Source organism: Tritonibacter sp. AK171 (genome assembly GCF_030127025.1).
Lineage (GTDB): Bacteria > Pseudomonadota > Alphaproteobacteria > Rhodobacterales > Rhodobacteraceae > Epibacterium > Epibacterium mobile.
Map to the genome: position 1 here is coordinate 2,221,641 of NZ_CP126134.1, position 25,649 is coordinate 2,247,289.

At 58.0% G+C, this 25,649-nt stretch carries 19 protein-coding genes and 1 tRNA gene; 12 read left to right on the plus strand and 8 right to left on the minus strand.

What is annotated here, in order from left to right; translation table 11 throughout:
* Window positions 1-8: 8 nt before the first annotated feature.
* Both QNI81_RS10405 and QNI81_RS10410 read right to left on the minus strand, forming a co-directional pair.
* Entirely contained in the window at window positions 9-1,385 is a 1,377-nt protein-coding gene (locus QNI81_RS10405; protein ID WP_283966457.1) for a peptidoglycan-binding domain-containing protein, read from the minus strand.
* Between the two features lie 90 nt (window positions 1,386-1,475).
* Window positions 1,476-1,889, minus strand: coding sequence for a DUF1036 domain-containing protein (locus tag QNI81_RS10410; RefSeq protein ID WP_283966458.1), 414 nt, complete (start codon window positions 1,887-1,889; stop codon window positions 1,476-1,478).
* A gap of 152 nt (window positions 1,890-2,041) precedes the next feature.
* Between QNI81_RS10410 and QNI81_RS10415 the strand changes: the two genes are divergently transcribed.
* The 6 genes from QNI81_RS10415 (at window position 2,042) to QNI81_RS10440 (ending at window position 6,132) form a co-directional block, all read left to right on the plus strand.
* On the plus strand, window positions 2,042-2,659 hold the full coding sequence (locus tag QNI81_RS10415; protein WP_283966459.1) for a hypothetical protein: 618 nt from the start codon (window positions 2,042-2,044) through the stop codon (window positions 2,657-2,659).
* 106 nt (window positions 2,660-2,765) lie between these two features.
* Entirely contained in the window at window positions 2,766-3,218 is a 453-nt protein-coding gene (locus QNI81_RS10420) for a hypothetical protein (protein WP_225261798.1), read from the plus strand.
* A gap of 63 nt (window positions 3,219-3,281) precedes the next feature.
* Window positions 3,282-3,929 (plus strand): MotA/TolQ/ExbB proton channel family protein, encoded by a 648-nt coding sequence (locus tag QNI81_RS10425; RefSeq protein ID WP_227511843.1) that lies wholly within the window; start codon window positions 3,282-3,284, stop codon window positions 3,927-3,929.
* Window positions 3,930-3,935: 6 nt separating this feature from the next.
* A complete protein-coding gene (locus QNI81_RS10430; RefSeq protein WP_065333775.1) occupies window positions 3,936-4,391 on the plus strand; it encodes an ExbD/TolR family protein in 456 nt (151 codons plus the stop codon).
* Window positions 4,392-4,393: 2 nt separating this feature from the next.
* On the plus strand, window positions 4,394-4,798 hold the full coding sequence (locus tag QNI81_RS10435; protein WP_283966460.1) for a biopolymer transporter ExbD: 405 nt from the start codon (window positions 4,394-4,396) through the stop codon (window positions 4,796-4,798).
* Window positions 4,795-6,132, plus strand: a complete 1,338-nt coding sequence (locus QNI81_RS10440) for a serine/threonine protein kinase (RefSeq protein WP_283966461.1) — start codon at window positions 4,795-4,797, stop codon at window positions 6,130-6,132. Before QNI81_RS10435 ends, QNI81_RS10440 begins: the two co-directional genes overlap by 4 nt.
* A 135-nt stretch (window positions 6,133-6,267) precedes the next feature.
* Here the strand turns inward: QNI81_RS10440 and QNI81_RS10445 are convergent.
* Both QNI81_RS10445 and QNI81_RS10450 read right to left on the minus strand, forming a co-directional pair.
* Window positions 6,268-6,342: transfer RNA gene (locus QNI81_RS10445), tRNA-Gln, on the minus strand.
* A gap of 228 nt (window positions 6,343-6,570) precedes the next feature.
* Window positions 6,571-8,235 carry a transcriptional regulator gene (locus tag QNI81_RS10450; protein ID WP_283966462.1) on the minus strand — a complete coding sequence of 555 codons (1,665 nt, stop codon included), beginning with the start codon at window positions 8,233-8,235 and terminating at the stop codon, window positions 6,571-6,573.
* 643 nt (window positions 8,236-8,878) lie between these two features.
* Between QNI81_RS10450 and QNI81_RS10455 the strand changes: the two genes are divergently transcribed.
* Window positions 8,879-9,808: a CehA/McbA family metallohydrolase gene (locus QNI81_RS10455; protein WP_283966463.1), complete on the plus strand. Its 930-nt coding sequence runs from the start codon at window positions 8,879-8,881 to the stop codon at window positions 9,806-9,808.
* Between the two features lie 72 nt (window positions 9,809-9,880).
* Here the strand turns inward: QNI81_RS10455 and cueR are convergent, their stop codons facing one another.
* Window positions 9,881-10,282: a Cu(I)-responsive transcriptional regulator gene (gene cueR, locus QNI81_RS10460; protein ID WP_283966464.1), complete on the minus strand. Its 402-nt coding sequence runs from the start codon at window positions 10,280-10,282 to the stop codon at window positions 9,881-9,883.
* A gap of 415 nt (window positions 10,283-10,697) precedes the next feature.
* Here cueR and QNI81_RS10465 point away from each other — a divergent pair, with 415 nt between their 5' ends.
* Window positions 10,698-11,810: an S-(hydroxymethyl)glutathione dehydrogenase/class III alcohol dehydrogenase gene (locus tag QNI81_RS10465; protein WP_039983327.1), complete on the plus strand. Its 1,113-nt coding sequence runs from the start codon at window positions 10,698-10,700 to the stop codon at window positions 11,808-11,810.
* A gap of 70 nt (window positions 11,811-11,880) precedes the next feature.
* On the opposite strand, the gene QNI81_RS10470 is transcribed toward QNI81_RS10465, so the two are convergent.
* The 3 genes from QNI81_RS10470 to QNI81_RS10480 are packed head-to-tail and all read right to left on the minus strand — an operon-like array spanning window position 11,881 to window position 16,673.
* Window positions 11,881-13,398, minus strand: coding sequence for a SpoVR family protein (locus QNI81_RS10470; protein WP_225261791.1), 1,518 nt, complete (start codon window positions 13,396-13,398; stop codon window positions 11,881-11,883).
* Between the two features lie 5 nt (window positions 13,399-13,403).
* Complete coding sequence (locus QNI81_RS10475; RefSeq protein WP_283966465.1) at window positions 13,404-14,720, minus strand: YeaH/YhbH family protein; 1,317 nt, start codon at window positions 14,718-14,720, stop codon at window positions 13,404-13,406.
* Between the two features lie 18 nt (window positions 14,721-14,738).
* Window positions 14,739-16,673 (minus strand): PrkA family serine protein kinase, encoded by a 1,935-nt coding sequence (locus tag QNI81_RS10480; RefSeq protein WP_283966466.1) that lies wholly within the window; start codon window positions 16,671-16,673, stop codon window positions 14,739-14,741.
* Between the two features lie 690 nt (window positions 16,674-17,363).
* Between QNI81_RS10480 and QNI81_RS10485 the strand changes: the two genes are divergently transcribed.
* From QNI81_RS10485 to QNI81_RS10500, 4 genes are all read left to right on the plus strand, one after another.
* Window positions 17,364-20,510 carry an Ig-like domain-containing protein gene (locus QNI81_RS10485; RefSeq protein WP_283966467.1) on the plus strand — a complete coding sequence of 1,049 codons (3,147 nt, stop codon included), beginning with the start codon at window positions 17,364-17,366 and terminating at the stop codon, window positions 20,508-20,510.
* Between the two features lie 109 nt (window positions 20,511-20,619).
* A complete protein-coding gene (locus QNI81_RS10490; RefSeq protein WP_283966468.1) occupies window positions 20,620-21,915 on the plus strand; it encodes a TolC family protein in 1,296 nt (431 codons plus the stop codon).
* The gene (locus QNI81_RS10495; RefSeq protein WP_283966469.1) at window positions 21,912-24,416 is read left to right on the plus strand and encodes a type I secretion system permease/ATPase; all 2,505 of its coding nucleotides are present in this window, start codon (window positions 21,912-21,914) and stop codon (window positions 24,414-24,416) included. The genes QNI81_RS10490 and QNI81_RS10495 overlap by 4 nt, the downstream gene beginning before the upstream one ends.
* Window positions 24,413-25,585, plus strand: a complete 1,173-nt coding sequence (locus QNI81_RS10500) for an HlyD family type I secretion periplasmic adaptor subunit (protein ID WP_009177800.1) — start codon at window positions 24,413-24,415, stop codon at window positions 25,583-25,585. The genes QNI81_RS10495 and QNI81_RS10500 overlap by 4 nt, the downstream gene beginning before the upstream one ends.
* Window positions 25,586-25,649: the final 64 nt, after the last annotated feature.

Sequence of the window (25,649 nt, forward strand, 5' to 3'; positions counted from 1 at the left end):
GTCTCAGCCTAGCGAAACACGCCACCCAGTGCCGCACCGGGAGCGATCTGGGTTTGCGCGGGGGCGCGCGGTGCAGCCGGTTGCGCGGCTGGACGGCGCGTTGTCGGAGCCGGGCTGGTATTGCGCCGGGGCTGCGGCGCGGCAGCCACGGGGGCCGTACAGGTCACATCTTCACGGCCAATAATATCCCGATAAAGCGAGACCTCCGCCGCCTGCGTCGGCACCTGAACGCCCGCTTCGTCATAATAGCGCACCACCGCGCGTTGCGACCCTGGCCCCCAAGCACCATCAACGCGACTGGTATAGCAGCCCATACGCGCCAATTCCTGCTGCAATGCCCGCACCAGCAATGGACCCGGTGGATCAAAAGCACCACTTGCCAGCAATCCCGCATAAAGATCCGGGTCTTGCCGCATCAATCTTCGGCGCGCCTCGACATTGTCATAGCTGATCTCATTGCCAGACAGATCAGACGGATCAAGGGCCGCATCAAAGTTCTGATCCGCGCCCTCAATAAGGCCCACGATAATCGAAGGTTCCGGCAGCCCATCCGCCTGTGGCAGCGCCGCGAGCTGCTGATTGGAAACCGGAGAGAAAATCACAACCGGAGCTGATGCATCCGACCGTTCCGGTCTGCGCTGGGCAGAGGCCGCAGGCACGCTTACTGGCGTCAATCCGGCCGGAGCGCTGGCGGGGATCACCCGCACCACATCGGTAATCAGCACCTGATCTCGTCGCGCTGGCGGGGACGCGACCGCATCGGTTTGTGGCTGCGGTTGATCTGGCAAATCATCAAGTTCGCCCTGCTGCACATAAGCTGCAAGTTCCGGCACCATCAGCGCCTCGGCCTTTCCGACCTGTTTCAGGGTATCACTCAGACGCTCTCCAGCGGGCGGACAGGCCTGCGCCGCCCCCGCACTGGCCAGCACCACGACACTCAGATCAGATGCCACATCGCCAATTTCGGGTAGTGGCGCGGCGGTCGGCGCATCTCCTGCGCAGTTTTCGAACATCAACAACACATGTTTCAAACCTGCACTCTGCAAACGTGCAATGCCGGAGCTTATCTCAAATTCGCGCCCGTCGACCTGCATTCCGCCCTCCAAAGGGCCTGCAAAATAGAACGCAACCTGCGTCTTGCCGCTTAAGTCGTCAAAACCAGCGGAGACGGCGTCATAGCTGGCGTTTCGCAGCAAAGTTACGGGCGCCCCGCCAAAGTCTTCTAGGGCGCGTGCGGCGTAATAACTGTCAGCAAAGGCGCGCCCCGCACCCTGGCCTGTGTCGCCGACCACCAAGGCAGACCAATCCTGCGCGGCAGCGACGCCACTCCACAGGCATCCATACGCCCCCAGCACATAAGCAAACCAACGAGAGGAAAACGACAAAACCAGCCTCAATGCATCTTGAAAAGAAGGAGCATCCTTATTGCTGCAACCTTACCTTGCAGCGCTGCGAGAAGCGACCGCAAGATGCCTTTAATCCGCAGCAGACCGCAGAAAAAATGTCCAGCTGTCGGACTGCTGCGTGTCTACCTCATGAAATCGGGCATCAATATAGCCGCGAGTCAGGCACTCTTCTTCTCCCCGGATCTGAAACCGTCCGGTATCCACACACATGGACGCAACACCATCCAGCAGCGCACGCCCAAAGACATCCTTGGCAAACACATAGACAAAACGAGATCGCAAACTCTGACTAATGACCTCCGCGCATTGGTTGGGACCCACCACCCACCACCCGGAGCTTTCGAATGCACCGTCGTTGAAAGCAGAGATTGCAACATTCGCAACATCCAACGTCTGGTTGCAAAATGTGAACTTCGCCTGCCCCGCATTGGGCACAAGCGTTACAAAAGCAGCAACGACCCCAGACAAAACGCTTAGCTTCATGTTTTACATACTCTTTTCACATCGAAAATTCAGCTGCTCGACTGCACGCACACACGTAATACGTGCGAAATTCGCAACAATCATATTAGTCTGCGTGCAAACAATGACTGAAAGGGCTGGCATTTGCCAACCAGAGATCTACATTGGGAGGCATGGTTCGGTACATTGTGATCATAGCAGGCACGGCCTGCCTTTCTATCACCGCAGGGCTCGGCCTTGCGCTCAGTCACAATGCTTTGTCCGGCTCTGATGGAGACAGCAGCGCACGGCTGAGTTCTCTGACGCGCCTGCAAGCACCGGTTCCTGAATTGCGTGCAGAGCCGGCCCTACAAACTCCACGTGTCGAATCGCAAACCTCGCCTGCTTTTGATGCAAGCGCGGACCTTGCGCGTGTGGCATCCTTTGACACTCCGGCACGGCTTTTGCCAAACTCAAGCCCCACGCAGACTGATGCAGCTTTGCCAGCACTGGGTTTAAGCACACCAGACCCCGCGCCGGCAGTGACACCGGCATCCGCTGATGCATCGCATGAGGTCACGCGTACTCTAGATGTACGGCCGCTGAAACGCCCTGTTTCGACCACTGCAGAAGACAGCTATGTGGCAAGACCTCTGCCACAGACCTATGAGCGCACCGCATCTGCGGCACCTGCGCCGCTGTATCAAAGTGAGCCTCAGCCGGAACAGCAGTTGGTTTCGCTGCCGCCGCAGTTGTCGCGCCGCAGCAGCACTTCCCCCAGCCCCAGTTTCTTCATCGGCGTTTTCCGCTGATTCTCTCCCTCTGGGAGAAATAAATCCCCAAATTCCCGGTTGACCTGTGCGCTGGATTATCGCCCAAATGGCCGCGATTTCTTTATTCAGACTCATTGGGGGTATCATGGGCATTATGACTGCGGCCAAGACATCGGTTCTGGCTACCGCGCTGCTGACACTACAGGCAACTTCGCTCTGGTCTCAGGATGCAACGCAGGACGCCGAGGCATTTCAGCTCGACCTCAACTCCGTGACAGAAACGACAGAAGGCAGCTGCCGCCTGACCTATGTGGCGGCAAATCAGTCCTCAACGGCTCTCGATCGCGCCTCCTATCAGATTGCTCTATTTGATGGCCAAGGTGTTGTCACACGCCTGCTGGTGCTTGAATTCGGTGCCCTCAGCGAAGGCAAAACAAAGGTTCTGCAATTCGACTTGGCCGAAACGGAATGCGGGTCGATCTCCCGCATTGTGGTCAATGATTCCCCTGCCTGTATCGCAGGCGATGGAAATCCCAGCGACTTGTGCATGGATGGGCTTGTCGCAAGCTCGCGCACCCCGATCCAGTTCGGTATTTAAGCCACGCCCTTTTTGCATTGACGCGCGGTCCCGCCTGACGTGGCCGCGCTGTGGAGTAACCCCATGAGTAATTTTCGGGCGGACATGTTTGATCCGCTGACACTGGTCGTTTTTGCAGCGCTGGGCGTGATGTCCCTCACCGTGCTCTCGGTCTTTATCTTCAAACTGCTCCAGTTCTCGCGCCTTGGGGTTGGCAAACGGCAGATGGCCGAACAGATCATCAACACATGGCTCTCCGGTCAGGCCGAAACCGCGATGCAGCAGGCGGCAGCGCGCAAATCGGTGCTCTCGCGCATCCTGCACGCAGTCTTTACCGGGCTGCGTGCCCGCCCGGGTGAAACAGCCTACGCCGAGGAACTGGGCCGCCAGACCGCGATCTCAGAGCTTGCAACCCTGTCTGATCGTATTCGGCTCCTAGAGATCGCCGTACATGCGGCCCCCATGTTGGGCCTCTTGGGCACTGTGATCGGCATGATCGATGCGTTTTCAGTACTGGCCCAGACACAGGCCGCGGCGGACCCTGCCGCACTTGCGGGCGGTATCTGGACTGCGCTGACCACAACGGCAGCCGGGCTTGCAGTCGCACTTGTTGCATACTTTCTGACCAGTTGGCTGGATGCACGGATTGAGCGTGAACGTAATCTGATCGAAGTGCTGATCTCTGCTGCCATTCACGGGCGTGTTGATCAATCCGCCCGCCAGCAAGGCTAAGATCTGATGCACATTAACCGGCTTGATCTTCCTGTCCGAAAGCGGCGCGTGACCTTCACGCTGACGTCGCTTGCGGATGTGATGTTCCAGCTTCTGGTCTTTTTTATGCTATCGTCGAGCCTCACGCCCTACGCGCTTTTGACACTGAACCGAACCGATGCGGTCTCGGATCAGCGGGTCGGTTCTGGCGCAGGTTCCAGTCCCGACACCCCTCTGCCCAGTGGCGCCGCCGTATCCGCCCCTCTCTGGAACATCGGGGCCGATGGCATGGTCATCCAAGGGCAAACTTTCGGGTTTGAAACACTCCCCGATCTTGTTGCCGCATTGGGCGATGATCTCACCCCCGCGTCGGTGATCTTGATCGTCAAATCATCGGCCCGTGTGCAGGACCTCGCTACTGTACTTGCGCATCTACAGGCTGCCGAGGTCACAGCCGTACAGATCAGCGCCGGGGGGCTATAGGCATGGTGCGCCGTACTCCCCTCCTGCCGCCGCGCGCACAGCGGGTGCAGACCGACACGTCGCTGGCCATCGTGAATGTGGTTCTGCTTCTGCTGTTGTTCTTTCTTGCCAGCGGGTCGCTGATATCTGCGCAGGACACCGATATAGACCTTCCGACGACTCAGGAGCTTTTGCCAGAGCAACTGCCCAGCCCGCTCTTGGAGGTGCGCCTAGACGGCGGCCTGTTGTTAGACGGCGAGCCTGTAGTGCTCTCTCAGCTTGATGAGATGCTGGAGGGCGGGCAGACACTCTATGTGCTGATGGAACGCACAGCACCGGCGCTCGATTTGCTTGAACTGCTGGCGCAGCCCCCCTTTGGGACGCTCAATGTCACATTGGTCACAATCCACGAGCAGGCAGACACGTGAGCATCCTCCCTTATGGCCAATCCGACACGCCCAACTGGCTCCTTGCCGGTAGCGGCTCATTGGTGACGCATGTCGCAGTTGGCGCCTTGCTTCTGGGCGGGTTGCAGCCCTTCCTGACCGGACCGGGGGTGGCACCCGACCAGCCACGATACAGTGTGACCCTGCAACCACTGGATTCCGACACCCTCGCTGGGCTTGAACTTCGCGAGGGCATGGCAGGCGCTGAAGCTGGAACCGAAAGCAGCACACCAGAGCAGCTTGCAGCCCTGGAAGGCGATGCAGAACACCTCTCTCCAGAGGAGAGCGAGGTGGAAAAACTCGCCGCCCTCACCCCCGCTCCGACCGAGGAACTTCCCGTCGAAGCGCTCCCTCCTGTCATTGCCGATCCGGTCTCACCCGAGGCCGAACCATCAACGACAGACGCCACAACACTCCCTCTTGAAGAGGTGCCAACCTCACCAACGGCCCCGCTTTCGCCCCTCATTCCCGAGGACACGAGCCCGCTGATCCCGGAAACTGTCACAGCGCTTCCCTCATCAACCGGTGATCCGGTGGCGGTCGCTCCGATCACATCAGGCGCGGCGATGGCTGCAACCGTTGTGACCAGCCAGATCGCGAGTGTGGAGCCTGTTGCTGCCCTGCCCTCACCCGTTAGCGGTGCCACCGATCCGGGGCGCTCCACAGGTTCTACGACTGCCCGCCCGCCCGCCAGTGCGCAGGATCTCGCGGTGGGGGATCTCATCCGCAAAATTCGCTCCAACGCTGGCGCGGAATGTCTGCTCACCCTGCCCCGTCGTGACGGAGAGGATGGCGTCGGCCTCGATATGATGGCTGCTCAGGACACCGCGTTCTCGCGCTTTTCCGAGACCGTTCTCACCCAGTCGGATAGCGATTTGCGGCAAACCCGTACCCTGCTTGACCCGCGGCAATGCCCGGCGGTGGAATACATCAAGGACAATCGGGACTATCCGGCCACCCGGCTGGGCCTGCGGCTTGACGCGAGCAGTGTCGCCAGCGGGGCGCGCCTGACGGGCGTATTGCGCGGCACAGCCGGCAAATACGTGGCGTTGCTGTTGGTGGATAACAATGGCGTCGTGCAGGATCTGCAGCGCTTTTTGTCTCAATCCGGTAATTTCACCCGGTTTGACGTCCCAGTCACCCGATCCGGCCCGCGCCGGGACACAGCCCAGATGCTCATCGCCATCGCCAGCCGCAGTCCCATGCAACAGATCCGGGACCGGAACGGTCGTCTGGCAGAGGATGTCTTTGCAGGGCTACAAGGAAGTCTCTCAGGTCAGGCCGCGCTGGCCATCACGACGTTCGACGTGCGCTAAAGCGGCAGGCACGCACAGCCCGTACCAAACAGACTTGACGCCAGATCAGCTCATTCAACGTCGATTGTTTTGGCGTGTGAGCGCGAAACATTCCGCATGATCCGGTGCTCAAGCGTTTCTAGTTCAGGAAGAAAATGGCTGGGATGGTAGGATTCGAACCTACGGTACACTGTACCAAAAACAGTTGCCTTACCACTTGGCTACATCCCAACACTGTCTGTGAGGGGCCTTCTAATGACAGTTTGGAGGGGCTGCAAGAGGTTTTTCCGAAAAAATGCCGCCTCCCTCAAAAAATGCTCAGATATTCTTTGAGAACACATAGTTACCAACTCGTAAGCCCGACAACTACGGGCCCTGCAGGGTGCATATTCACCGAAAAAACCCCTTCAAAACCATGCGGTTCCAAAGGGGCATTGCCTGAGTGGTGGCGGGTAGGTGTTATTCTGGAACACCTGCCTCCCGCAGCGCGCTGGCCCAATCAGGGCCGGATGGGGTGAAGGCGGCAGCATGTTCCTGCATGTAGCGCGACAGTGAAAAATCCGGCGTGACCTTCATCAGGCACTCGACCACATCACGCGCCTCCTGTACGCGGCCCGACATCTGCAGAGCAATCGCTTTGGTACGTAAGGTCGATGGATAGCTGTCATTCTCCTGCAGCGACTGATCTGCCAGTTCTATCGCACGATTGTAATCGCGTGCCGCCAGGCTCACCGAGGCTGCGAGTGAATCAAAATAGTACCGCTGCGGCCCCAGCGGGGTCAGTTTGCGCGCCGCCTCTGTCAGCAACACCCCCTCATCCGGGCGGTTCTGCATGGCGCGGGTCGCCCCCTTCAACAACAGCGCCAGAGCCTCGTTTGGATTGTCCTGCAACGCCTTGTCGTAGGAGTATTGCGCATTGTCGAAGTCAAACGTCAGATAGCTCGCGATCATTCCCTTGAGCGTATGGGCCAGAGAGAACGCCGGATCCTGCGCCAGCGCTGCATTGGCAAGGTTCTCCGCCATCAGGGTGCTTTTGCGACGATCGTCCGACAGCCCCTTTTGAACCCGCATCACCTGCCAAATGCCTGCCCATGTCAGAACGACGGGGTGATGCATTTCGCGTTCCATCAGCGTGTCGAGGATCTCGTTCGACTTCTCAAACTGATCGTGATGTTTGCTCTGCATCATCACGATTGCGGCCATCAGCAATGTATGATTGGCGAGATTGGAAAGCGGTCGAAAACTGACCAATCGCACGGCCTCTCCAACAACGGTTTGGCCAATTTGGCTGGTGGCATCACGCAAAGACCCGCTCTGCCCCATTAAGAGATCTGAAAGACTCCCGCGAAACTCCCGCGACCAAATGACTTTTTCACGATGCGCGTCATGCAAATCAATTTGCGAAATGAAATCATGACCGCTCACAAAAACAGAGCCGGAAACGAGGTAACTGACCCCGGCAATTGAGGAAACTTCTGCGGGGCGCACCTCTTCGATGCTGAATTGCCGGGACGCCATGTAGGATGTGACGGAAAAGGCCTGACTACGCGATAGTTGCCGTGACAATTCTTCGGACAAGATCGCACCAAGTGGCGCGCTCGCCCCACCCGGTGAGCGCTGGGCAAAAGGCAATACTGCAATCGACGGCAGCAATTCGTCCAATATGACGCGGCTTCTGTCGCGCGGTGCCCAAGGCTGCTCTTGCACAGATGTTGCGGTGTTTGCACTCTGCGATCGCATCTCTGCCAACCAGTCGGCAAAGGCATGTTCATGTGGAAGTTCAAAGCCTTCCATAAATTCTCCGCGTGATGTGTCCTGTTCCACTTCGATCATACTGAGATCAAGCGTCACCCGTTCCCGGTTGGCGCGCAGCGCAGCCGACGCGGAGGGTCCGATGTGTTTTCGCAGGGTAGACAATGCCGTACGCAGGCTTGCTTTGGCCTGCTCGGGCTGGGCAAAACTCCACAGCGTATGCTCAAGAAACGCCCGAGTTCGAATGCCTTCTTCGGCGGTAATCATCAGAGCCATAAGCGCCTGATGTTTTGCGCCAAGTTGAATTGGTTCTCCGTCTGGCCGATAAACACCAAACGCGCCATATTGACGAACTTTCAAAACTACAACCATTGGATACTCTCGCCATACAAGTTACGCGAACCACAAGAGCAAAAAAACAGATAAATAAGCGCCTGCAGCCTTACGGCAACCATTAAAACAGCAAATACCCGAACCGACAAACAAAAAATAATTCCTTTGAGAAAACCCCATCAATGCAACGAGTTAACAAAGTGCAAACGGATAAATCACGAATTTAACGAAGGTAAATTATGCACAACCTAAGGTAGCTAAACAAAATGATTCATATGCAATCAAAGGGGGAGATCGACGCGGGAAAGTCTTGATAACATGCGGGTTTTTGCATGCATTTTGCGGTGAAGAGTCATGCCCCTCCTACCCTAATCTCGTGAAGGATATCCGCTTCGTCCCCCTTCGATTTCGTCGACAACCTCACGCCGCCATCGCCACTTTGAGTGGCCTTCAGGCAACCGATGCACAGGATATCAGCCCTGCACCGGCGAACTGCTCGAACTTTCACCACAAAAATATCGCTAAACGCGCGCGTTCCCGGGACAGGGCGTCACAGCAACGTTTGAACATATTGAGAACGACGTACTACGATTCTCCGCACCAGTGTCATCTGAAAGTCATCTGCTTGTAGCAATGTGATGCTAGGCGGTGGCGCATACAGTTTTAAAAAGATGAAAACTCCATGCTGCTTCCTCCCTTCAATGCACCGGGCAATTTCTACCGTGGCAATCTCCATACGCATTCCGATGTCTCTGATGGTGCACTGCCGCCGGCTGAGGTGTGTCGCCGATACAAGGCGCAAGGATATGATTTTATCTCTCTGACCGATCACTTCGTGGGGCGATGGGACTATCCGATCACAGACACCACCCCTTACCGCGACGCGCAATTCACAACGCTTCTGGGGATCGAAATGCACTCTGGCGCGCAGGACAATGGCGAGTTGTGGCACCTGCTTGCGGTTGGCGTGCCCGCAGACTTCGCCCCCTCACACACGCCTGACTTTCAACCCGTAGACGGTCAGGAAACCGGCCCCGAAATCGCCCAGCGCGCACGCGAGGCCGGAGCGTTTGTCGCCATCGCTCATCCCCAATGGTCTGGCCTGACCGAGCACGACGCCCGCAGCATCGACGCGGCCCATGCCGTAGAAGTCTACAACCACGGCTGTCACACCCTGTCGGATCGTGGCACCGGCATGCCCATACTGGAACTGCTGCTGAGCGAAGGGCGCAAATTGAACCTGATCGCAACGGACGATGCCCACTTCAAGGGCCCCGATGCCTTTGGCGGCTGGGTCATGGTCAAGGCCGTGGCCAACACTCCCGAAGACCTCCTTGCTGCGTTAAAAGCAGGGCAATTCTACGCCTCACAAGGCCCCGAAATCCACGGCATCTGGTATGAAGGCGATAAGATTCGCGTTAAAAGTTCCGCCGCAAGCACCGTGATCGTTCAGGGCTACAACAACGCCACGATGGATGTATGCGGTGAAAGCCTGACGGACACGACCGTCGAACTTGGGCGCTTGCAAGACAGCCCGTGGCTGCGGGTCACGGTGATTGATCGAGCGGGCCAGCGTGCTTGGTCAAATCCATTCTGGCCCAACGCATTGTAAAACCGCCCCCTGCTGCGCGACGCCTCAGGGGGTAAATGCATCAGAAGCTTAGAGCATCAAACGCGGGCGGCTTTAGCCCGCGCCTTCACATTCGCCCGACAGGTCCTTCAGGATAGGACAGTCGGGGCGATTATCGCCAGAACAGCAGGTGATCAACTCACTCAGAGTGGCGCGCATCGCCTCCAGATCATTGATCTTTTCCTCGATCTTGCTCAGATGCGCCTGCGCCAGCTGCTTTACGTCCGCGCTCGCACGGCTGTCGTCCTCGTAGAGACCCAGCAGCAGGCGGCAGTCCTCAATCGAAAAGCCAAGCGCGCGTGCGCGACCCAGGAACGCCAGTTTGTGCAGATCGCGCTCTTCAAAGCAGCGGTAGCCATTGGCGCTGCGATTTGGGCAAATCAGACCGATGTCCTCATAGTAGCGGATTGTCTTGGCCGGGAGACCCGACCTGGCCGCAACATCACCGATGTTCATCTGTCTGTGCCTCCCACAACCTTGCTGCAGAAACAGCCTATAGCGTTATCCTGCGTCTCCCCCAAGATGGACATGACTGCAAGCAATCTCAAGCCACTCCACGGAAACTTGAGCGCAGGCGTGCTTGTGACGCAGCACACTATGCTTGCGTCGGTTTTGAGCACCTCTCCCCTCTCATGCGCCCGCTATAGGTATGAGGACCGCTATCACGCGCCGCCTGCCGTGGTTTTCGATGGTTGCGCACGCCCCTTGGCGTGATGTACCCCTGAACCCACTGGTGCAGCGCCCAACGGCCCCGCAAAATACGGTCGCAACTGCGATCTCAAGAGCCAAGACCCGTTTGTTTACGCCTGCCCTGCCATTCCAAACACGGGCGTAACGGTCTGAAAAGTCTGAGAAGAAGGACAAAGTGATGATCAAGACCCGCGCCGCAGTGGCCCTCGAAGCAGGCAAGCCGCTGGAAATCATGGAAGTGAACCTCGAAGGCCCAAAGGCGGGTGAGGTTCTGGTAGAGATCAAGGCCACCGGCCTGTGCCATACGGATGAGTTCACCCGTTCTGGCGATGACCCCGAAGGTATCTTCCCGGCGATCCTGGGCCATGAGGGCGCAGGTGTGGTGATCGAGGTGGGCGAAGGCGTCAAAAGCCTGAAACCCGGCGATCACGTGATCCCGCTTTATACGCCCGAGTGCCGCGAGTGTGATTACTGTCTCAACCCCAAGACCAACCTCTGTCAGGCGATCCGCTCCACGCAGGGTCAGGGCCTCCTGCCCGATGGCACCACTCGTTTCTCGCTTCCTGATGGGACGCCGATCCACCACTACATGGGCTGTTCCACCTTCGCCAACCACACTGTGGTGCCCGAAATCGCGCTGGCCAAGATCCGTGAGGACGCCCCCTTTGACAAAGTCTGCTACATCGGCTGCGGCGTCACCACCGGCATCGGTGCGGTGATCAACACAGCCAAGGTCGAAATCGGCTCTACCGCTATTGTGTTTGGCCTCGGCGGCATTGGTCTGAACGTCATTCAGGGCCTACGTCTGGCTGGCGCGGATCAGATCGTGGGCGTTGACCTCAACCCCGGCAAGGTCGAGATGGCCGAGAAATTCGGTATGACCGACTTTGTGAACCCCTCCGAAGTTGAGGGCGATTTGGTGGCGCACCTAGTGGAGCTCACCGGCGGCGGTGCCGATTACACCTTTGACGCCACTGGCAACGTCAATGTCATGCGCACCGCGCTTGAAGCCGCCCACAAGGGCTGGGGCGAGAGCATTATCATCGGTGTTGCGCCCGCAGGCGCTGAGATTTCCACCCGTCCGTTCCAGCTGGTCACCGGCCGTTCGTGGCGCGGTACGGCGTTTGGTGGGGCCTCTGGTCGCACGGATGTCCCAAAGATCGTGGATTGGTACATGGACGGCAAAATCGAGATCGACCCCATGATCACCCACAAGTTGACGCTGGACCAGATCAACGAAGGGTTCGAGCTGATGCATCAGGGTAAATCCATCCGCGCCGTGGTCGAATTCTGATCACACTGATCTGAAACGCAAAAGGCGGGCCCCGGTGGTCCGCCTTTTTCTTTGTCACCTCTTACGGGGCCTACTGCGGTCCATCCGCAACCGCGTCGAGCTTCACGTCATACCCCCAGAGCCGGCGCAGGTGTTTTAGAACCTCGTCCCGGTCTGCCTCGGCCAGATGCACATTGTCGCGCACTTTGTGAGTAAGCTTGAGCGTGCGGTCCCCCTTTAGATCCGCATCGCTCACTTGAATATCGGGTTCGATATAGGCCAGATCATATTGCTTCGCGAGATCGCGGCGAATGGCCTTATAGCCTGCGCGATTATGGATCTGGCTGATCACCAGCTTTGGATGCGTCTCATCATCCGTCAGCGTGAACAGCTTAAACTTGCGGATCAGGTGCGGCGATAGATACTGCTGAATAAAACTCTCGTCGCGGTAGTTGGCCCAGGCATTGCGCAACACCCCACGCCAGTCAGGATCGCCCGCAATATCCGGGAACCATTCGCGGTCCTCCTCGGTCGGCTCCTCGCAGATTCGGCGAATGTCCTGCATCATCGCAAAGCCCAGCGCATAGGGGTTGATACCGGAGTAACGCGGGTCGTCATACTCCGGTTGCATCACCACATTTGTATGGCTGTGCATCATCTCCATTAAGGCGCCCTGAGTCACAAGACCCTGATCATAAAGCGCGTTGATGATGTAGTAATGCACAAAAGTCGCGCAGCCTTCATTCATCACCTTGGTCTGTTTCTGCGGATAAAAATACTGCGCCAGCATCCGCACGATGCGCAAGATTTCGCGCTGCCACGGCTCCAACACGGGGCTGTGTTTCTCAAGGAAATAGAGGATGTTTTCCTGCGGCAGGTTCATGCGCTTGCGCCGCTCAGAGTGATCCAGATCCTCATCTTGCGCGTCTGGATCGCGCTTCAGCCCCAGCGTTGCATCCGTCCAGATATCCAGCGCGCTTTGCCCCTTCTCGTAGGCCTCGCGCAACTGCTGCATGGCGCGGCGTTCCTCGATCGTCGGTTTGGGCGGGCGACCATAGCGAAAGACACCCTGCGACTGTAGCGCATGGGCTGCGTCCAGAATTTCCTCCACCGCGTCAAAGCCATAGCGCTCCTCGCAGGCGGCAATGTAGTTTTTGGCAAAGGCCAGATAATCCTGAATGCCATCCGCATCAGTCCATTGCTGGAACAGATAGTTATTCTTGAAGAAGTGGTTATGCCCAAAGGCCGCATGCGCCATCACCAGTGTCTGCATCGCCATGGTGTTCTCTTCCATATTGTAGCTGATGCAGGGGTTGGAGTTGATGACAATTTCATAGGCAAGGCCCTGACGCCCCGTGCGATAGAGCGCCTCGTCGCGGGCAAAATGTTTGCCGAACGACCAATGCTGATACATCAACGGCAACCCGACACAGGAATAGGCATCCAGCATCTGCTCGGCCGAGATGATCTCAATCTGGTTGGGATAGACGTCCAGTCCCAAATCACCCAATGCGATTTTCTCAATCGCATCGCGCGCTTTTTCCAAGAGCTCGAAGGTCCACTCTGGCCCATCGAACAGCGGTGTGGTGGTGGTTTTTGCGGTCTCCATATGGGTCAGCCTTTCACCTTGGGCAGGAAGAACTCTCGGAAGATCGGGTAAATGTGGCCCGGCTCAGAGACACGCTGCATCTCAAAATGCCTGCAGGCCGCTTTGACTTGCCGGTAGTTCTGCCACAGATCCTCGCCCGCCTCGGTATTGTCCAACAGCATCTGCGCGCTTTCTTCGACAATCTCGACATAAGCGTAGAACTGGCACATCGGCAGCAGTTGCTCGGTCAGGATTTTACGACAACGCACGGAGTCATTGCCAAAATTCTCCCCGTCCGAGGCCTGCGCGCCATAGATGTTCCACTCATCCGGTGGGTAGCGTTCGTCGATGATTTCCTTCATCTTTTCCAGCGCCGTAGAGACAATCGTCCCGCCAGTTTCGCGGGCGTAAAAGAACGTCTCCTCATCCACTTCCTGCGCATAATGGGTATGGCGCACAAATACGATTTCGGTGTGCTCATAGCCGCGCGTCAGGAACAGATGCAGCAAGAGGAAAAACCGTTTCGCCAGATCCTTTTCGCGCTCCTGCATGGAGCCGGAGACATCCATCAGGCAGAACACCACCGCACGGGAGTTGCGGATTTTTTCCGGCACAAAGGTATCATACCGCAGATCCAGCGGGTCGATGTAGCCCACGACGCGGCGTTTGCGCATGATACCGTCGAGTTTTGCGGCGAGCTCCGCCAGCACCTGTTCTTGACTGGGTGAGCGCTCCTCCAATTCTTCCAACTCGGCAATCTGCGCCTCCAGCTCGCGCTGGCTCTTGGTTGTGGGGCGCTGCAGAGCAATGCGACGGCCCAACGAGTTGCGCATGGTGCGCACCAGATTGAGGTTATTGGGGGTGCCTGCGGTGGTCAGGCCCGCGCGACGCGTGCCGATGGTTTCAGTCTCAACGGTGGCCTTTTCCACCAGATCGGGCAGTTCCAGCCCGTCAAACAGGATTTCAAGGTACTCATCCCGCGTCAGGGTAAAGGAAAATTCGTCATCACCTTCTCCATCCTCAGAGGCCTTGCGCCCTCCCTCGCCTGCGCCACCTTGGGGGCGGTCAATGGTGTCTCCGACGACAAAATCCTTATTGCCCGGCAGCACATATTGGCGATTTCCGCCGGGGCCATGATATAGACGTGGCTCTTTTAACCCCTTAGAGGGAATGGTGATTTTTTCACCATTTTCCGGAACGCTCTCGCCGCTGCCAATGGATTTTTCCCGCACCGAGCGATCCACGCGTTCCTTGATATTTTCGCGCGCACGTCTGAGGAACCGTTGCCGGTTCCCCAAGCTTTTGCCCTTTGGATTTGCGCGCCTGTCGATGAAGTGGTGCATGAAGACACCTCCCGCCTGTTAGCCCGCCTTGTTCACCCGCATGTACCACTCAACAAGGCGTCGGACCTGCCTGTCGGTGTAGCCATGGGCGCGCATGCGCTCGACGAACTCCTGATGCTTGCTTTCGGTCTTGCTGTCCTTCTTGGACCCGAAAGAAATCACTGGAAGCAGCTCCTCAACCTGAGAGAACATATGCTTTTCAATGACATCGCGCAGCTTTTCATAAGAATTCCACGCCGGGTTCGAACCGGTGTTGGCGCGGTGCCGCAGAGCAAATTTCACAACCTCGTTGCGGAAATCTTTGGGATTGGCGATGCCCACCGGTTTCTCGATTTTCGAGAGTTCCGCGTCCAGCACCTCACGGTCGTAGAGCTGCCCGGTATCGGGGTCTTTATAGTCCTGCTCTTCGATCCAAGCATCCGCATAAGAGATATAACGGTCAAAGACGTTCTGGCCGTATTCGGTATAGCTCTCCAGATAGGCCTTCTGAATCTCGTTACCGATAAACTCCTCATAGCGCGGCGCAAGCTCGGTCTTGATGAACTCCAGGTACTTCTGTTCCGTCTCCTGCGGGAATTGTTCGCGCTTGATCATCCCTTCCAGCACATACATCAGATGCACCGGATCGGCTGCGACCTCTTTGGTGTCGTGGTTGAAGACTGACGACAGCACCTTAAAGGCAAAGCGGGTGGAAACCCCGTTCATGCCCTCATCGACGCCAGCGCGGTCTTGATATTCCTGCACGGTCTTGGCCTTGGGATCGGTGTCTTTCAGGCTCTCGCCATCATAGACCCGCATCTTGGAGTAGAGATTTGAGTTCTCATGCGGCTTCAGACGCGTCAGCACCGAGAACCTGCTGAGAATTTTGAGGGTTTCCGGCGCACAAGGCGCTTCGCGCAGCTCGGAATTCTGGATCAGTTTTTCGTAGATTTGCGCCTCGTCCGAGACCCGCAGACAGTAAGGCACCTTCACGATCGACACTCGGTCGATAAAGGCCTCGTTGTTCTTGTTGTTCTTGAACGTCTGCCATTCGCTCTCGTTGGAATGCGCAAGGATCAGACCGTTGAAGGGGATCGCGCCGAAACTCTCGGTCCCCATGTAGTTGCCTTCCTGCGTGGCGGTCAGCAGCGGGTGCAGCATCTTGATCGGCGCTTTGAACATCTCAACAAATTCAAGCACACCCTGCGTGGCCCGGTTCAAACCACCGGAAAAGCTGTAGGCATCCGGATTGTCCTGGCTGTAGTGTTCCAGTTGGCGAATATCGACCTTGCCGACGAGGGTGGAGATGTCCTGATTGTTCTCGTCCCCCGGCTCGACCTTGGCGACACAGATGCGACGCAGGCGCGAGGGGTGCAGTTTCACAACTGTGAACTTATTGATGTCGCCCTCGAACTCATCAAGGCGCTGCACCGCCCAGGGTGACATCAGGCCCGGCAAACGATGGGTGGCAATGCCGTATTCTTCCTCAAGAAGCTTGCCCATGCGGACGGGATCAAACAGGCCCAGCGGGCTTTCAAAGATGGGCGACATCTGATCGCCGGCTTTGAGGACGTAGATCGGCTGATCCTCGACGATGCGCTTTATCCGTTCCGCAAGCGATGACTTGCCGCCGCCAACCGGCCCCAGCAGATAGAGGATCTGTTTACGTTCCTCGAGCCCCTGTGCGGCATGGCGAAAATAACCCACGATCCGTTCGACCGTGTCCTCCATGCCGTAGAAGTCCTTGAAGGCTGAGTAGCGTTTGATCGTCCGGTTCTGGAAGATCGGCCCCAATCGGGCGTCCTTTGATGTGTCTACCAGTTCCTCGTCACCGATGGCCTTCAACATGCGTTCTGCGACATTGGCATACATGCTGGGATCATCGCGACAGGCCGTGAGATAGTCCTGCAAAGACATTTCCTGCTCGCGCGTCTGGCCATAGGCCTCTGCAAAAAGCTCTGCAACTTTATTCATCGGGGTCTCGCCTCCTGGTTAACGTCGTTACCCGTCCTCCTGGGTTCAGGGATTGCACGCGAAAAGAGCGGCCTGACGAGGGCCATAAAGGTATCCGCGTTTGTCGTTGTTATTTGAGTCTGCTCGGCGCATTGGGCCGCGTTACCAGTCGGCATCCCAGCCTCTACCTGATGGTAGGAGGGATTCCACCGCTGCCAAGGGGCTTAGCGTCGGATCTGTTTTATTCGTAGCATACACTACATATGCCACTCTTGATACCAAAGTTTGGTATATTTTCGGTTAACGCTGGTAAATTTACACGTCACTTTGCTTCAATTTTATGCGACATGCGTGTTTGACACAGCCCAACGGTCAACTCCTCAACGAGCGCCACACATGGGCTAGCCGCCCGCAGGCCCTGTCCGTTTCCGCCAGAATTATGGTTAATCTAATATTAACGAGTTGCAGTATTTCTACGGGATCGAGGACACGCATTGGCGTGCCTGACCAAAAGTGAGGTGTTTGAGGCACGCTATGGCTTCAAACCGGGCACTGAGGGCCAAACACGGTCTGGACAGGTAAACTAAGTTGAATGCATATTAACCTCAATAACGCCGCAAAGTCGGCATAAGGCAGACACATACAGGCTAATGAACCAAGCGACGCGAGGTGATTCATACCGCGTGCGCGTTATAAAGTGAGCAGTTAAGCATGAGCACCGTTGCATTTATTACCCGCAACGCTTCGGGTACCAATCAGCATGGGACCTCTGCAGAAGGGTCCCCCTCCGTCATTTCAACCACCGACGCCAAGGATATCTCTCTCAACCTCGATCCGAGCGATGTGCAGAGCTACACCCGGCGTGGCCGCGATCTGCATATTACCCTTGCCGACGGCACCATCGTCGAGCTGGACGGGTTTTATGACACCGCAACCTCCGGCCCCAAAAATCTTTTCCTGAGCGATGAAGGCGATTTCATCGAGGTTGTTCTCGAAGACAAAGCCGATGGCATGTTGTTTGCGAGCTATGAGCCGCTTGACCTTTCTGGCAAGTGGAGCGCTTACGACGACATGGTCTTCCTTGACGTTGATCGTATCGAACCAGTGGTTGCGCCGCTGGTTGCGGCCCCGTTCCTTGGTGGCCTCGGCGGTCTGGGTGCAGCCGCAGCAGGTGCCGCTATCATCGCCGGCGGCGGTGGTGACGGAGACGGTGGCGGCGGTGGCGGAGATGGTGGCCCCATCGTTCCGACCGTAAACGACGCCGATGGCACCTATGACGTCCCAGAAGGTGACCCGGATGGGGTGACGATCTCTGGCACGGGCGAGCCCGGCTCCACCGTAGAAGTAGACATTGGCGGCGTGACCGGCACCACAACCGTTGGTGACGACGGGACCTGGTCTGTTGATTTCCCGACCGATGATCTGCCCGACGATGGCGTATATGAGACCACCGTGGACGTCGTGGCGCCCGATGGCACCACCTATGATGATCTCGATGGCCCCACCATCGACATCGACACGGAACCGCCAACGGTCGTTATCACCGAAGGCACTCAGTCCGTGAATGACATCGTCAATGGCGATGAACAGGAAAGCGGGACCATCATCAGCGGGACCGGTGAACCCGGCGCGACGGTTACTCTGGAAATCGAAGGCAACAGCCACACCACCACCGTCGACGGCGATGGCAACTGGACGCTGACCTTTACCCCGGACGAAATTCGCACCGGCGAATACGAAACCGACATCAAGATCACCACCACAGATCCCCACGGCAACAGCACCGTGACGCAGGATGTGTTGGAAGTGGACACGGAGACCTCGGTCGCTGTGAATTCCGGGTTGTCAGGCGGTGACGATATCGTCAACGCAGCTGAGGCCGCTGCTGCCGCAGGCGTTGCCATCACCGGCACCGCCGAAGCGGGCGCGACGGTCGAAGTGGTCGTGGAGGGCGTCACCCGCACCACCACAGCCGACAGCAATGGCACCTGGTCGGTGACCTATGAGACTGGCACCCTGCCCGGTGGGACATATGACGCTGATATTTCAGTGACATCCACCGATACAGCAGGCAATAGCGCCACCACGCAGTCCACCATTGCCATCGACACAGAAGCCGCAGTCACCATCGACAGCAACCTTGCAGGCGGCGATGACATTGTCAGCGCAGCTGAGGCAGGCGCTGGCGTCGCGATCACCGGCACCGCCGAAGCGGGCTCCTCTGTCGAGGTCGTTGTCGAAGGGGTGACACGGACCACAACCGCAGACGCCAACGGCAACTGGAGCGTTACTTACGAATCCGGCAGCCTGCCGGATGGGGAATATGATGCGGATATCTCCGTGACCTCCACCGATGCAGTGGGTAACACCGCGACGGCCTCCTCCACGATCAAAGTGGACACCGAGACCGAAGTGACCATCGACACTGGTCTTGCCGGTGGTGATGACATTGTGAACGCAACAGAATCCGCCGCAGGCGTTGCCATTACCGGCACCGCAGAAGCAGGCGCAACTGTTGAGGTTCTCATCGAAGGTGTCACCCGCACGACAACCGCTGACAACAGCGGCAACTGGACCGTAACCTATGAGCCGGGCACCCTGCCCGATGGCGAATATGACACGTCCATTTCCGTGACCTCGACCGATGCGGTTGGTAACACCGATACGACAACGTCCTCTATCCGCGTCGACACCGACGCAGGTTTTGTGAAGCTCAGCGACGCGCCGATCGAGACTGACGACATCATCAACAAGAACGAGCGTGCGGATGGGGTTACCATCACAGGGACCGCGACGGCAGGCGAGACTGTCACCGTCACCCTCGGCACCGCAAGCGGCACCACTGTCGCGGATGCAAACGGCAACTGGTCCTATGACTTTGCCGCAAGTGAGATCCCTGAGGGCACTGACAATCTGGATGTGACCGCGTCAATCAGCGATGATGCTGGCAACACCGAAACCGACACCGATACAGTCGCGTTGGATACCGAAGTGGTGAACTACACCTCTGCGGATCAAAACGACACGGTGAACGTGAACCTTGAGGATATGCAGCAAGGCTTTACCCTGCAGGGGACAGTCGAGCAGGGGTCCAGTGTTTCGGTTGAGATCAACGGCACCACGCATGATGCGACGGTGGATGGAAATGGCAACTGGAGCCTGACCGTCGATGGCGATGATATCGGTACCTTCCCGCAAGGTGGGCTAAACGCCACTGTCACGGCGACCGACCCTGCAGGCAACGTCGACACACTCGTGCAGCCGATCAGCATCGATACGCTGTATGACACGCCAGAATTCGCCGGAACGACCGCCATTGCGGGCCAAATCCACGACATCTACCTTGATGACTCTGGCGACGCCCGGTCTCTGTACTCGCTCGACAGCAGTGGTAACGCGACACAGGTGGGTGCGGCGGAAACGGCCTCGGGAATTGCTGGGATCGATAAACTCGACCTCGACACTCCGATCTCAGACGGCGCCAACCTGATCGTTCAAAGCACCGATGACGCGGGCAACAAGTCCTCGACCCTGGTGATCGACCAAGAAAACCCCAGCGCAAGCCTGCTCTCTGGTTTGGACGGGTTCAACATCGACGCAATCGATCTGGTGTTCGAAAACGGCACGGACGGGGCCAACCTTGTTCTGACCGAAGACCTGATCAAGGATCTGTCGAACAACTCCGACACCCTGACGATCCGGGCAGACGAGCTGGCGAATGTGAACCACGAAGTCACGCTGAATGGCGCGACAGAGGTCACATCGACGGTCGATGGCTACAGCGCCTATGTGATTGGCGATGCAACCGTGTTGATCGAAGAAGATGCCGGTATCAGCCTGAACGGTACGCTTATCTAAGAATGCATCGCGCAGCCTGTTGCCGCCGTTCAATGGCATCGCAACGGGCTGCGCGACCGCGATAACCCGTGGACAAACCACGGGATACTCTGAGGCACGAGGGATATCTATGGCTCTGGCACGACGCATTTCTGCCGTTGCACTTCTGTGCAGCCTGACGGCGTGTGGTCTGCCACTCCCCGGCACCACGTCGGGTACGCAGGACGGCACCGCAGCGCGCAGCAATTTCGCGCAGGCTGAGGATGCTCCGCAATCCGAAGTCATCACCGCACTTATGCAGCGGCAATCTCTTCTTGAGAACGGCAGCACCTACGATACGGTCGCAACTGCTGCGCTTTCTGCCTCCGCGCGCGCCTCCGAGGCGGCACTGATCAGCGCCAAACTGCGCGCTGAAGCGAAATCAAAAAACTGGCTCCCATCCTTGCGCCCCAGCGTCAGCCTGAATGATCTGGGCGAGATGGTCGCAAGCATGCTGCTGGAGCAGGTTCTGTTCGACAATGGCCGACGCAAGGCAGAACGCGCTTTTGCCGCTGCCGATGTCGAGGTTGCAGCCGTGACCCTGTCGGCTGATATGAATGACCGCGTTAAATCCGCGCTTTCACTCTATGTTTCGGGTCTGCGCGGCGACGAGAAAGCCGCCTACGCCCACCGCGCCATCCGCACCATGCGCGATTTTGAGCGTGTGGTTGTGGGGCGGGTGAACGGCGGTGTCTCTGACCGCTCCGATCTCAATGTGGTGCAGTCCAAAATCAGTGGCATGCAGTCAAGCATGGCCACCGCAAACGATGCTGCCCGCACTGCGCGCGCAGAGCTGGAGGCGATGACCGGACAGAGTTTTTCCGCGTCACCGCAGCGTCTTAACATGAGCTTGCCGCCAGATGGCCGCAACTACCTGAGTGTACTCAAAGCGCAATCCGAAGCGACCCGCACCATTGAGCAGGCCAAAATGGAACGCGCAGGTCTGTTGCCGCAGGTCTCAGCAACCGGTCAGGTTGGCAGCGAAGGCAGCGGCGCGGGCGTGCTGTTGAACCTTGCCGAACCGTTGGGGTTTGGCACCCCTGCGGCCTTGCACGCGGTCGAAGCCTCAAAAGAGGCGGCGCTGCGCCGTATTGGCGAAGCCGAAGAAGAAGCGCGGCGCGAATACAGCCGCGAAATGCAACGTCTGGCGTCCTATCGCCGTCAGGAACGCGAGGCGCTGGCGCTCTCAAAAGCCAGCCGCGAAACATATAATCTGTTCAAAGCCCAGTTTGAGGCCGGGCAGCGTCCGGTCATGGATGTGATCCCGATCTACGAAGAACTGGTAAAGCGGGAACAGGCCTATATCGACGCGAAATACGAAGTGGTCATGATCCAACTGGCACTTGCCGCCTCTCTGGGTCTGCTTGCAGATGGGGACAAGATTTGACGGATCAGGACAACCAAACTCCGACATCGCCCACAACCAAGCCCGCCAAACGCGGGCTGAAGTTGTCTTCGATTTCCCCCAATCTGACGCGCAAACGGCGCAGCGCCGCCGCCAATGATGCAAATGGCCCGGTGAAGATCTCCATGATCGCACCGCTGAGCGAGCCAGAACGGGTTGCCTCTGCTCCGGCGCAACCCGAGGGCAAAGCCTCTCTGCCTAAGTTTTTGCAGAAAAAAGAAAAAACACCCGTTTCGCAGGCCAGCGCAGATGTACCCGACCTGCCGCGCGCGCCAGAAACTGCGGAATGCGTAGAGCCTGCTCAGACAGCTCAGGAAGATGCTCAGGTCGCGCCCGCGCCAAGAGCTCTCCCGTCGCATGACGCCGCATCCGACGATCATCAGAGCCGATTGAAAGCACGGGCGCAGATGCTGTGCCGTCTTGCAGCCCTGCGCGGCTGCACGCTGAGCCCTCAGGATATGCTGGAGCAGCTGCAGGCCAGTGGCCCGGCCTCCCTGCGCCCCGAGGCCATGATGAGCGCGCTGATTACATCCGGTCTGAAAGCGCGTGTGCAGCAGATCAAAACCCCCAAGCCTCAGCACTGGCCCGGCATCGCGATCATGCAAGGTGGCCAACCGGTTCTAGTCCTTTCACAAGGCAAAGCTGGCTTTGCGGTCCATGACACCTCCTGCCCCGATAATCGTGCAGAGATCCCAACGCAGGAGTTCATGCCCTATTTTACGGGCCAGATCCTGACCACACGCGCGACACTGTCGCAATTGACGCAGCGCCACACGCCGCAGCTAGATACCTCGCATTGGTTCTGGGGCGAATTCCCCAAGTACCGCAGGCAGATGGGCGAAATTATGCTGGGCTCTCTGGTGGCGAATGTGCTGGCCGTGGCCGTGGCGTTGTTCTCCTTGCAGGTCTATGACCGCGTCGTTCCGCATCAGTCGCAGGCGACGCTTTGGGTGCTCGCCATCGGTGCCTTGCTGGCCATCGGGATGGAAGGCGTGCTCAAGCTGGCGCGCGCGCGCATCACCGACGCAGCCGGTCGCCAGATCGATATGGCGGTGCAGCACAAATTGATGCGCCGAGTGATCGGTCTGAAGATGGACCAAAGCCCCCTGCCCCCTTCTGGGCTCTTTGCGGCGTTGAGGGATTTTTCCTCGGTGCGCGAGTTCTTTACATCCTCGACGCTGTCGACATTGGCCGATGTACCGTTCATCGCGGTGTTCTTGCTGCTGGTGGCCTCCATTGGTGGTCCGGTGGTCTATGTGATCATGATTGGCGGCGTGCTGATGCTGCTGCCCGCCTATTTCATACAGAAGAAAATGCTGGCGATGACCCGTCAAGCGCAGGGCGCTTCCGCCAAGAGCGGCCGTTTGCTGCATGAGGTGGTCAGCGAGATGGAAACCATCAAGACCCAACGCGGCGAGGAGCGTGTTCTGCGGCTTTGGGATGAGCTGAACCTGTTGTCATCACAGGCCTCCAACGGGCAGCGGAAGCTTTCGAGCGCGCTGACATACTGGTCTCAGGGCGTGCAGCAAGCCACCTATATTTGTGCGGTGATCTTGGGCACTTACATGGTGTTTGCCGGTGAATTCACTGTCGGCACCATCATTGCCACCGGTATTCTCACCAGCCGCACTCTGGCGCCGCTCACGCAATTTGCGGGCACGCTTGCACGCTGGAGCAACGTGCGCGCGGCTCTGGATGCGCTCGACGTAATTGCCGCCGCACCACAGGAACGCGAAAAGGGGCGTGCATATCTGCGCCGTGAAACCATTGAAGGCGGCTTTGAGCTGCGCGAGGTGGTGTTTCGCTACGATGCGGACAGCGCCCCGACAGTCGATGTGCCTGCCGTTGCCGTGATCCCCGGTCAGCGGGTTGCAGTCCTTGGCGTCAATGGCTCCGGCAAATCCACGCTCCTGAAACTGCTCGCGGGGCTTTACACGCCTGAACGAGGTCGCGTGATGCTGGATGGCACCGACATGAGCCAGATTGAACCGCGCGACCTGCGGCGCAACATTGGCTATCTGGGTCAGGATGTGCGGCTCTTTGCGGGCACATTGCGCGACAACCTCAATCTGTCCTATCTACCGCATGAAGACGAGCGGGTGATGGAAGCGCTGGAATTTGCGGGGCTTGCACCGTTTGTGAAGTCGCATCCGCGCGGACTGGACCTGCAGATCGGTGACAGCGGCGCGGGCCTGTCCATCGGTCAGCGTCAGGCCGTGGGCTGGGCGCGTCTGCATCTGCAAAACCCATCCGTTGTCATTCTGGACGAACCGACCGCCGCTCTGGACCAGACGCTGGAGCGCACCTTGGTGAGCCGCCTTGACAGCTGGCTTGGTACCCGCACCGCCATAATCGCCACACACCGTATGCCGATCCTGTCGCTGACGAACCGCACCTTGATCCTGCAGGCGGGTCGGATGGTCGTGGACGGGCCGCGGGACGAGGTTCTGGCGCATCTGAACGGGGGGAGCAAAGCCTCATGAGCATCGCAGCAGACATGGACATCCTTGAAGGCACCCATGGCGCCAGCCGTATGATCAAACTGGTGGCGCTGGTGCTGGTCTTGTTCGTCACATGGGCAGGTTTTGCCTCTGTGGATGAGATCGTGCGCGCCGATGGGCAAGTGGTCTCTTCATCACGCTCCCAGATCGTGCAGAACCTTGAGGGCGGCATTCTCGCCGAACTTTATGTTCGCCAAGGGGACACAGTTCAGGCGGGTCAGATCCTCGCCAAACTGCAGGACACCAAGTTCCGCGCCGCCTCTGACGACCTGCAAGACCAGATCGACGGGTTGGAAATCAAACAATACCGTCTGGAAGCCGAGATCGAGGGCGCATATGAATTTGCCGTCCCCGATGCGCTGGCCAGTCGGTCCCCCGATATCCTCGCCTCTGAACGCGCGCTCCTGAAGGCCCGCCAGAGCGACTATGACAGCCGCCGCAATAGCGCCGAAGACATTCTGCGCCAACTCAAGAACGAGCTTTCGAACCTGAAGTCCCTGCACGAACAGAAGATTGTCGCGCTGCTTGAGGTGAATGAAGCCAAGAAAAAAGTGAGCGATGCACAGGCAAAGTTCGACGAGATCGGCACGCAGGCGGAGCTCACTCTGGCTGAGGAATACTCCGAGACACTGCGCCTGCTGACATCGCTGCGGCAGGAACAACGACTGGCCCGCGATCAGCTGAACCGTACGGTGATCACTTCGCCCATGGCAGGCATCGTGAACAGTCTCGCCGTCACCACCATCGGCGGCGTTGTGCGCCCGGGCGATGAGATCCTCGAGATCATTCCGCTGGGGGAAGAGTTGTTTGTTGAAGCACGGGTAAAACCCGAAAACATCGCCAATGTGCAGCGTGGACAGGATGTAACCATCAAGCTCAGCGCCTATGACTACACGATCTACGGCTCGCTTCGGGGCAAGGTTGATGTTGTTTCGGCAGATACATTTGAAGATGAGCGCGACCCGCGTGCAGCGCCCTTTTATCGTGTCACTGTGCGCGTCGATCGCTCTAGCCTGACAGCGCGTCAGCAACAAATCGAAATTCGCCCGGGTATGCGGGCCACCGCAGAACTGCAGACGGGGTCAAAGACCATCCTGACCTATCTGCTGAAACCGCTCTATAAATCCCGCGAAGCATTCCGGGAGCCATAGGAGCGGATATGACAATACCCGGTCGCCATTCTGGCGCCGGATCATGTCATCCGTATTTGGAACG

Excerpts from the sequence above, each read along its gene's own strand:
- QNI81_RS10485 (WP_283966467.1), top strand. The coding sequence starts at position 17,364 with ATGAGCACCGTTGCATTTATTACCCGCAACGCTTCGGGTACCAATCAG.
- QNI81_RS10435 (WP_283966460.1), top strand. The coding sequence starts at position 4,394 with ATGGTGCGCCGTACTCCCCTCCTGCCGCCGCGCGCACAGCGGGTGCAG.
- QNI81_RS10450 (WP_283966462.1), bottom strand. The coding sequence starts at position 8,235 with ATGGTTGTAGTTTTGAAAGTTCGTCAATATGGCGCGTTTGGTGTTTAT.
- QNI81_RS10475 (WP_283966465.1), bottom strand. The coding sequence starts at position 14,720 with ATGCACCACTTCATCGACAGGCGCGCAAATCCAAAGGGCAAAAGCTTG.
- QNI81_RS10410 (WP_283966458.1), bottom strand. The coding sequence starts at position 1,889 with ATGAAGCTAAGCGTTTTGTCTGGGGTCGTTGCTGCTTTTGTAACGCTT.
- QNI81_RS10415 (WP_283966459.1), top strand. The coding sequence starts at position 2,042 with ATGGTTCGGTACATTGTGATCATAGCAGGCACGGCCTGCCTTTCTATC.
- QNI81_RS10455 (WP_283966463.1), top strand. The coding sequence starts at position 8,879 with ATGCTGCTTCCTCCCTTCAATGCACCGGGCAATTTCTACCGTGGCAAT.
- QNI81_RS10500 (WP_009177800.1), top strand. The coding sequence starts at position 24,413 with ATGAGCATCGCAGCAGACATGGACATCCTTGAAGGCACCCATGGCGCC.
- QNI81_RS10430 (WP_065333775.1), top strand. The coding sequence starts at position 3,936 with ATGCACATTAACCGGCTTGATCTTCCTGTCCGAAAGCGGCGCGTGACC.
- cueR (WP_283966464.1), bottom strand. The coding sequence starts at position 10,282 with ATGAACATCGGTGATGTTGCGGCCAGGTCGGGTCTCCCGGCCAAGACA.
- QNI81_RS10480 (WP_283966466.1), bottom strand. The coding sequence starts at position 16,673 with ATGAATAAAGTTGCAGAGCTTTTTGCAGAGGCCTATGGCCAGACGCGC.
- QNI81_RS10420 (WP_225261798.1), top strand. The coding sequence starts at position 2,766 with ATGGGCATTATGACTGCGGCCAAGACATCGGTTCTGGCTACCGCGCTG.
- QNI81_RS10425 (WP_227511843.1), top strand. The coding sequence starts at position 3,282 with ATGAGTAATTTTCGGGCGGACATGTTTGATCCGCTGACACTGGTCGTT.
- QNI81_RS10490 (WP_283966468.1), top strand. The coding sequence starts at position 20,620 with ATGGCTCTGGCACGACGCATTTCTGCCGTTGCACTTCTGTGCAGCCTG.
- QNI81_RS10470 (WP_225261791.1), bottom strand. The coding sequence starts at position 13,398 with ATGGAGACCGCAAAAACCACCACCACACCGCTGTTCGATGGGCCAGAG.